At 75.7% G+C, this 7,475-nt stretch carries 6 protein-coding genes; all 6 read right to left on the bottom strand.

Annotated elements, in window-relative coordinates; translation table 11 throughout:
- Positions 1-1,498: MMPL family transporter (locus PAI11_RS08670; protein ID WP_040599342.1), on the bottom strand; the 1,498-nt coding region annotated here is incomplete at its 3' end.
- A gap of 127 nt (positions 1,499-1,625) precedes the next feature.
- Positions 1,626-2,822 (bottom strand): MFS transporter, encoded by a 1,197-nt coding sequence (locus PAI11_RS08665; protein ID WP_007573178.1) that lies wholly within the window; start codon positions 2,820-2,822, stop codon positions 1,626-1,628.
- 61 nt (positions 2,823-2,883) lie between these two features.
- Complete coding sequence (locus tag PAI11_RS08660; RefSeq protein ID WP_007573176.1) at positions 2,884-3,525, bottom strand: cysteine hydrolase family protein; 642 nt, start codon at positions 3,523-3,525, stop codon at positions 2,884-2,886.
- A 40-nt stretch (positions 3,526-3,565) separates the two neighbouring features.
- Complete coding sequence (locus PAI11_RS08655) at positions 3,566-4,318, bottom strand: sulfite exporter TauE/SafE family protein (RefSeq protein WP_007573174.1); 753 nt, start codon at positions 4,316-4,318, stop codon at positions 3,566-3,568.
- A 49-nt stretch (positions 4,319-4,367) separates the two neighbouring features.
- Positions 4,368-6,365, bottom strand: coding sequence for a primary-amine oxidase (locus PAI11_RS08650; protein WP_007573172.1), 1,998 nt, complete (start codon positions 6,363-6,365; stop codon positions 4,368-4,370).
- On the bottom strand, positions 6,362-7,475 hold a 1,114-nt coding region (locus PAI11_RS08645), incomplete at its 5' end, for a gamma-glutamyltransferase (protein ID WP_050897171.1). The genes PAI11_RS08650 and PAI11_RS08645, both read right to left, overlap by 4 nt.

The raw sequence follows: 7,475 nt of genomic DNA, 5'->3' as shown, positions 1-7,475 counted from the left end.
CGCGCAGCTGGGCCAAGCCGCGACCCGCCCGCCCGAGGCCGCTGTCGAGCCGCGCCAGCTGGCGCCGGCCGTCGTCGACCTGGCGGCGCACGCGCTGCAGCTGCCCGCCGATCCGCCGCACCTGGCCGGTCTGGCGCCCGACGTCGGCGGGACCGGCGACGAAGCGGACGGCGCGCAGGCGGGCCAGCCGCCGCTGCAGCCCGTCGATCGCCTGCAGGTTCGCCGGATCGGTCAGCGGCCCGTCGTCGGAGCGCAGCACCACCTCGACCTCCGGGCCGAACCCGACCCGCCGCAGCGCCTGGAAGTCCTCCAGCGCCTGGGTGCCCTTCGGCAGCTGACGGGGATCCGGCGGGATCGTCTTCAGCGCGACGGCCGGCAGCGCCGCGACCAGGCAGAGGGCGCCGGCGATCAGCAGCGCCGGCCACGGCCGGGCCGTGACCCGGCGCACGAGCCCGCCGAGGCGGCCGGACCCGTCGCCGGCGCGCCGGCGCAGGATCGGCCAGGCGTCGATCCGCGTCCCCACCAGCCGGACGGCGGCCGGCGTCACCAGCACCGCCCCGAGGACGCCGATCACCGCCACCACGATCGAGCCGACGGCGGAGGAGAGCATCGCGCTGCCGGGCGCGACCAGCAGCACCACGGTCATCAGCGCGATCAGCACCAGCCCCGCGAAGGCCGCGGTCCGGCCGGCGGTCGTCGCGGAGGTCATCGCCGCCTGCGCCGGCGGCTCGCCCTCGGCCAGCGCCTCGCGGAAGCGGCTGACGAGCAGCAGCGAGTAGTCGACCCCGAGCGCGAGGCCGATCATCGAGGCCATGTTCAGGGTGACCGCGTCGAGCTCGACCCACTCGCTGAGGATCCGCACGACGCCGTAGCCGGACAGCACCGTGCCGAGCGCGACGAGGGCCGGGATCGCGGCCGCCAGCGGGGTCCGGAAGACGAGCAGCAGGACCAGCAGCAGGATCGGAGCCGCCAGCAGCTCGGCCTGCCGGATCGAGTGGACGATCGTGTCGTTGTAGGACCGGCCGACCTCGGTCACGCCGGCCATGTGGACCCGCACCGGCGGACTGGTGCGCTGCTCGGCGAAGCGGCGCAGGGGCGGCAGCACGCTGCTGGCCGTCTCCTCGCCGGTGCGGCGGACGTCCAGCAGCAGCACCGCGTCGGTCGCCGTCGGCCGCAGGCGGGCACCGGCGGCGCCGCCGCTCCAGGGCGTCAGCGCGCGGGTCCGCGGCCGCTCCGTGAGCGCCTGCGCGAGCCGCGGGCCCTGGCGGTCGATCTCGGCCTTGGGGCCCGTCAGCTGGAGCGCGATCGCGTCGCCGTAGTGGCCGCTGGCGAGCTCGTGGGCGCGGTAGGTCTCGGTGCCGGAGACGTAGAGCTGCGTCGGCTTCATCCGCTGCTCGACGTCCTGCCCGACGACCGCCAGGACCGCGACGACCAGCAGCGCGGCGGCGAGCACGACGCGCGGCCGCGCGACCGCGAACCGGGCCAGCAGCCGGGTCACCGGGCGCCGTCCCGGAGCGATGCCCGGCCGGCCCGACGGAGATCTCCTATGCATCTCATCATAGGCGACCCTACGCACGCGTAGGGTCATGCAGTGTGCGTCGCCACACACCGCTGCGACGGCGGCGCTACTCCGAGGCCTCGGCCCGCGCCAGGCGGGCGCCGGGACCGACGCCGAGCCGGCGCCCGATCACCAGCAGCGGCAGGAACGCCGTCAGCGCCACGCCGGCGCCGCTCAGCAGCGCGACCTGCGACGAGGCGCCGGCGACCACCAGGCCGCCGATCAGCGCGCCGGCGCCGAAGGCGACGTCCATCGCCCCGATGTAGATCCCGAGCCCGGCCCCCCGCTGGTGGGCGGGGACGGCGTCGGCGACGATCATCGCCAGCGACGGGTAGAGCAGCGCCAGGCCCGCGCCGCAGAGCACCGCCGCGACGACGGCCACCGCGAACGACGCGGCGAAGGCGAAGATCACGTAGCAGCCGATCAGCGGGAGGACCGCCGCCGCCGCGACCGGCCACGGCCCGAAGCGGTCGCACAGCCAGCCGCCCGCCATCCGGCCCCCGAACGTCGCCACCGCGATCACGGTGAAGACGCTCGCCGCCCCGCCGATGCCGCCGCCCGGCGACAGCCCGCGACCGCTCAGGTGCAGCACGCCGAAGCTCTCCAGCACCGCGTGGCCGTAAGCCGCCAGCACGAAGACCAGGCCCGGCAGCAGCGCGCCGCGGGGGACCGACGCCCACCGCCCCGCCCCCGCCGAGGCCGACGGCCCCGGCGGCGTCTCGGCCGGCCGGACGCGACGCGGCTCGACCAGCAGCAGCGGCATCAGGCCGGCGATCAGCACCATCGCCGCGCCGACCTCCCAGACCGCCGGGTAGCCCCATTCGTCGAGCACCGCGACGCTCCACTGCGGGCCGAGGGCGAGCCCGAACCAGATGCTCATCCCGTAGGCCCCCAGCGCCCGCCCGCGCCGCTGCTCGGGGATCGCGTCGATCAGCCAGGCCATCGCGGCGACGGTCAGGACCGCCTCGCCGGCACCCAGCAGCACCCGCCCGGCGATCACGGTCGCCAGCGATCCGGCCGGCGCCAGCAGCGCGCAGCCGGCCGCCATCACGAGCCCGCCGACCACGGCCGGGGTCCGCCGCCCGATCCGGTCGCTGAGCGACCCGGCGAACGGCCGCAGCAGCAGCGCGATCGCCGCGGTCACGCCCATCACGACGCCGATCGACGCCGCGCCGCCGGCGATCTCGTCGCGGACGAACCGCGGCAGCACCGCGGCGTGCGACCCGATCGTCAGGAAGCAGAGCGAGGACGAGCCGATCAGCACCCAGAGCGTCCGGCGCTCCTCCCCGGTCAGCCCGGCGGCGCGGGCGCGCTCGCCCGGCGGCTCAGCCGGCCGGGACAGGGAAGCCCCCGAGCTCGATCGCCCCGTCGGGCAGGGCGGCGAGGACCGCGTCGCTGGTGACGTGCGCGTCGCGCTGCAGGTAGCGCATCGCCTCGAGCGCGGCGTCATGCGCCGGCTGCGACGAGCCGCCGACGCAGTCGGTGATCACGCGGATCCGGTAGTCGTGCTGGTGGGCGTCGACCGCCGTGTAGTGGACGCAGACGTCGGTCAGCCCGCCGACCAGCAGCACGGCCTCCGCCCCGTAGGAGCGCAGCACCAGCTCGAGCTCGGTCGCGAAGAAGGCGGAGTAGCGGCGCTTGCGGATCAGGTACTCGTCGCCGACCGGCTCCAGGCCCGCCGCCAGCTCGGTCGTCGGATCGCCCTCGAGCGCGTGGACGCCCTCGGCGCCGTCCAGCTCGCGGCCGAAGTCGATCCCGCTGCGCTTGTGGACCTCCTGGACGAAGACGACCGGGACCCCGGCGCCGCGCGCGGCCGCGACCAGGGTCCGGATCCGCTCGACCCGGGCCAGCCGCTCGGCGGCGGGGCTCATCTTCGGGATCCCCGTGTCGTCGGCGGCGACGCTCCCGCCCTGGACGTCGATGACCAGCAGCACCGACCGCGCGGGCACCACAGCAGCAGCACTCATGATGATTGGATCCTAACATCAGGGTTTGGCATACAAAAGGTCAGGTCACGAGCCGCACGAGGAGCACGCCGGCGACGATCGTGCCCCCGACGACCACGACCACCCGCAGGGTCGCGTCGGGGATCCGGCGGCCATAGGAGGCGCCGAGGGCCGCGCCGATCGTCGACCCGAGGGCGACCAGGCCGGCCGCGTCCCAGGCGACGTCGGCGAAGAGCGCGAACCCGATCGCCGCGACGCCGTTCGCCGTCCCGACCAGCGCGTTCTTGAGGCCGTTCAGCCGCTGCAGGCGCTCGGGCAGCAGCAGCCGCAGCGCCGCCAGCAGGATCACGCCCTGCGCCGCCCCGAAGTACCCGCCGTAGACCCCGACCCCGTAGGCGGTCGCGCCGAGCACCAGGATCCGCCGGCTGGTCAGCACGGCGGTCGTCTGCTCCGGCGCCGGGCGCAGTGCCATCAGCGCCACCGCCAGCAGGATCAGCAGTGGGACCACCGCGTCGAAGACCCCCTCCGGGAGGACCAGCAGCAGCGCGCCGCCGGTCGCCGCCCCGAGCGCGGTCCAGACCGCCATCAGGGCGATCCGCCGCCATTGGCCGCGCAGCTCGCGGCGGTAGCCCCAGACCGCCGAGACGTTGCCGAAGACCAGCCCGACGGTGTTCGAGACGTTGGCGGTGACGGCCGGGAAGCCGACCGCCAGCAGCGCCGGGAAGGTCACCAGCGATCCCGAGCCGACGATCGCGTTGATGCCGCCCGCGGCGACGCCGGCGAGCAGCACCACCGCGATCTCGACGGCGCTCATCGCGCGCCGCCCGCGGCGCCCGCCGACGCGGGCGCCATCCGCCGGCGCATCAGTGGCAGGCGTGGCCCGCGGACGGCCCGTCGGAGCCGCAGCAGGCGTCGCCGTGGCCGCCGGCGCGCTCCGGCGCCGGGACGTCCATCGTCGGGTTGCGATCGAAGAAGCCGTCCGGCTCGAGCACCAGGCCGATCGTGTCGACCGGCATCACCGGCCACTGCTCGGGGCGCGGGAAGTGGTGCGTGCCGAGCACCGGCCAAAGCACCAGCTCCTCGCCGTCGAGCGACCGGTCCTGGCGCTGCCAGACGTGGACCCCGTCCTCCCCCGGCTCGGCGTGGTTGGGGTACTGGCCGCCGACGAACTGCTCGCGCGGATCGGCCCTCGTCGCCCACAGGTGGTTGTGGATGAACGGAGCGCGCCGCGCCATCACGCTGTCGGGCCGGCAGTAGGAGCGGGTCGTGTTCGGCAGGGTCAGTCGGTAGGCGGTCGGCTCGCCGTAGCGGTTGGTGCGCTCGGCGCTCTCGACCCGCCAGTGGCGACCGCTGGCCGGGTCGACCTGCTGGGCGGCCTGCGACTCGCGCAGCAGCGGCACCCGGACCGTGCGGACCGCGTTGCCCCAGGGGTCCTTCTCGGGGTCGGTCTCGCCCTCGGCGTGCTCCTCGACCAGCCGGTTGCGGGCGCCGTCGACGGCGGCGTCGAGCCGGATCCCGAAGTAGTGCTGGTGGGTCGGGGTCTGGACGTGCTGCGAGACCACGCGGCCGTAGGGCGCCCCCTCGCCGTCCTCGATCCCCGAGGCGGAGAGCATCCCCGTCAGCTTGACCTCGAGCTCGACGCGGCCGTCCTGGTAGAGCGACCAGTAGAAGCCGTAGTCGTAGTTGGCGACGGTCTGGAAGTTCGAGATCACCAGCCGCCGCGAGCGCCGCGTCTGGCCGACGTCGCGGCGCATGTCGGTGTGCTTCCAGAGGATCGAGTCGTCCTCCTCGTGCATGCAGATCGCGTGCTCGATCGTGCGCGCCTCGCCGTCGCCGCCGAGGACCGCGCCGTCGAAGTAGTGGATCACCCCGAGGCAGTCGCAGCCGAGCGCCAGCGAGTTGGTCAGCGGGCCGGCGCCGTACTCGCCCCAGTCGAAGAAGTTCTTGCGGTACTGGGTCGAGTTGGGATCCAGGTACGGGACGTACATCTCGTTGCACGCCGCGCGCTTGAGCACCGAGCGGCCGAGGAACGTCAGGTCGTAGAGGACCAGGCCCTCGCGGTGGGTGAAGCCGACCCGCAGCTCCCAGCCCTGCCAGCTGACCTTCCAGCCGTCGACGTCGAAGCTCGGACCCTCCGCCTGGACGACCTCGAGCGGCTTCGGCGCCTCGCGGACCGTCACGTCGGGATGCTCGTCCCAGGCGCCGGGCTCGATCGGCCCCGCCTCCTGCGACATCGGCACGACGCCGTGGTCCTCGACCTCGAGCACCTCCATCGTGTGCATGTCGATGATCGGCACGACGCCCTGGACCGGTCGCGCGTAGCCGTTGTCCTCGACGTCGACCTTGTGCCAGACCGTGCCCCAGGTGACGCGCCGGTCCGCGTAGCGCTCGGGCTCGAAGCCGCCCATCGACTCGGCGTCGATCACGACCAGCGACATGTCGGTGATGCCGCGCTTGGCCAGGGCGGCCTGGAACTCGGGGCTCTCGCGACAGGCCTGGGCGGCCGCGCGCGCCTCCTCCGAGGTGATCCCCGGACGCCGCGGGTCGAGCGACCGCCACTCGAGGCAGCGCCCCGCGCCCTCCCCGGCGACGGGGACCGCGACGTCGACCTCCCAGGCCGTGCCGCCGGAGTGGTCCATCGCCACCAGGCCGACCCGCCGCTCGTCGGCGGGCGCGTCGCCGGCGACGACCGTCCGCGCGTGGTGCTCATCGAGCGTCGCGCCCCAGAAGCGCGTGCGCTCGCCGAGCCGCCCGTCGGCGCGCGCGGCCGCGACCGCGGCGTCGATCTCGGCCGGCGCGAGCGGGTCGAGCGGATGACGGGTGCCGGTCGCGATGCCGTGCGTGGGGGCGTAGGTGCTCACGAGCTGCTCCTGGGGTCGACGGGGTCGGTGGAAGGATGGACGACCGCGGCCCGGCCGTCGGCCCGCGGGTCGGCGGCGGCCTCGAGGCCGGCGGCGGTCGCGCGGGCCGCCTGGACGTGGCCGCAGCGGTCCTCGTGGAGCCCGCCCGCGACGACCTCCAGACCGCTCCCGGGCGGCACGGCGGCGCCGGCCTCCGCCAGCACCGCCTCGGCGGCGAAGCCCAGGTCCCGGTCGCCGACGACCCACCGCGGGACCGCCAGCGCGTCGCGCAGGTCGGTGTCGGGATCGGCGGTGGCGGCCGCGACCTGGGCGAGGATCAGCGGCTGCGCGCGCCCGCCCTGACAGCCGAGCGCGACGCGCACGCCGGGTCCCTCGCCGAGCAGCGGACAGAGCGTGTGCGGTGGCCGGCGGCCGGGCCCGAGCGCGGCCGGGTGCTCGGCGTCGAGGACGAAGGTCGCGCCACGGTTGTGCAGCACGATCCCCGTCGTGGGCTCGAGGATCCCGGCGCCGAAGGTCTGGAAGACGCTCTGGATCAGGACCACCGAGCGGCCCTCCTCGTCGACCGCGGTGACCGCCACGGTGTCGCCGGTCGCCGGCGGCGCGGGCACGGCGGGGCCGTGGGCCGGGGCCGGGCGGCGCATGCCGGCGACGTCGATCGGACCGCCGCGGGGATCTCCGAGCAGCCGCCGGCGGGCGTCGTGCGCATCCCGGGCCCGCGCCAGCAGGTCGCCGGGGATCTCGGGATCGAGCAGCGCCAGCGCGGTCGCGCCCTGCGACGGCGGCGGCGCCGCCCACCAGCGAACGCCGGCCAGCTCGGCGCTCAGGGGCTCCGGGCGCTCGACCTCGTGGGCGGCCAGGTCGTCGGCGTCGATCGCACTGCCGAGGGCGCGCAGGCCCGCCGCCAGCCGCTCCGCGACCGGACCGCGGTAGAAGCTGCCGGGGTCGTCGGCGAGCTCGTGCAGGGTCGCCGCCAGCGCCGGCTGGAGCAGCGCGTCGCCGGCGCCGAGCGGGCGCCCGTCGGGCAGCATCGTCGCCCGCAGGCCGGGGTCGGCCTCGACCGCCTCCCGCCGGGCCTCGATCGCCCGCAGCAGGCCCGGCACGGCCGGCGTG

Origin of the sequence: Patulibacter medicamentivorans, from assembly GCF_000240225.1 — a bacterium.
GTDB lineage: Bacteria > Actinomycetota > Thermoleophilia > Solirubrobacterales > Solirubrobacteraceae > Patulibacter > Patulibacter medicamentivorans.
The sequence above is the reverse complement of the archived record's forward strand: the minus strand, read 5'-3'. Positions and strand labels throughout refer to the sequence as shown.

Excerpts from the sequence above, each read along its gene's own strand:
- PAI11_RS08660 (WP_007573176.1), bottom strand. The coding sequence starts at position 3,525 with ATGAGTGCTGCTGCTGTGGTGCCCGCGCGGTCGGTGCTGCTGGTCATC.
- PAI11_RS08655 (WP_007573174.1), bottom strand. The coding sequence starts at position 4,318 with ATGAGCGCCGTCGAGATCGCGGTGGTGCTGCTCGCCGGCGTCGCCGCG.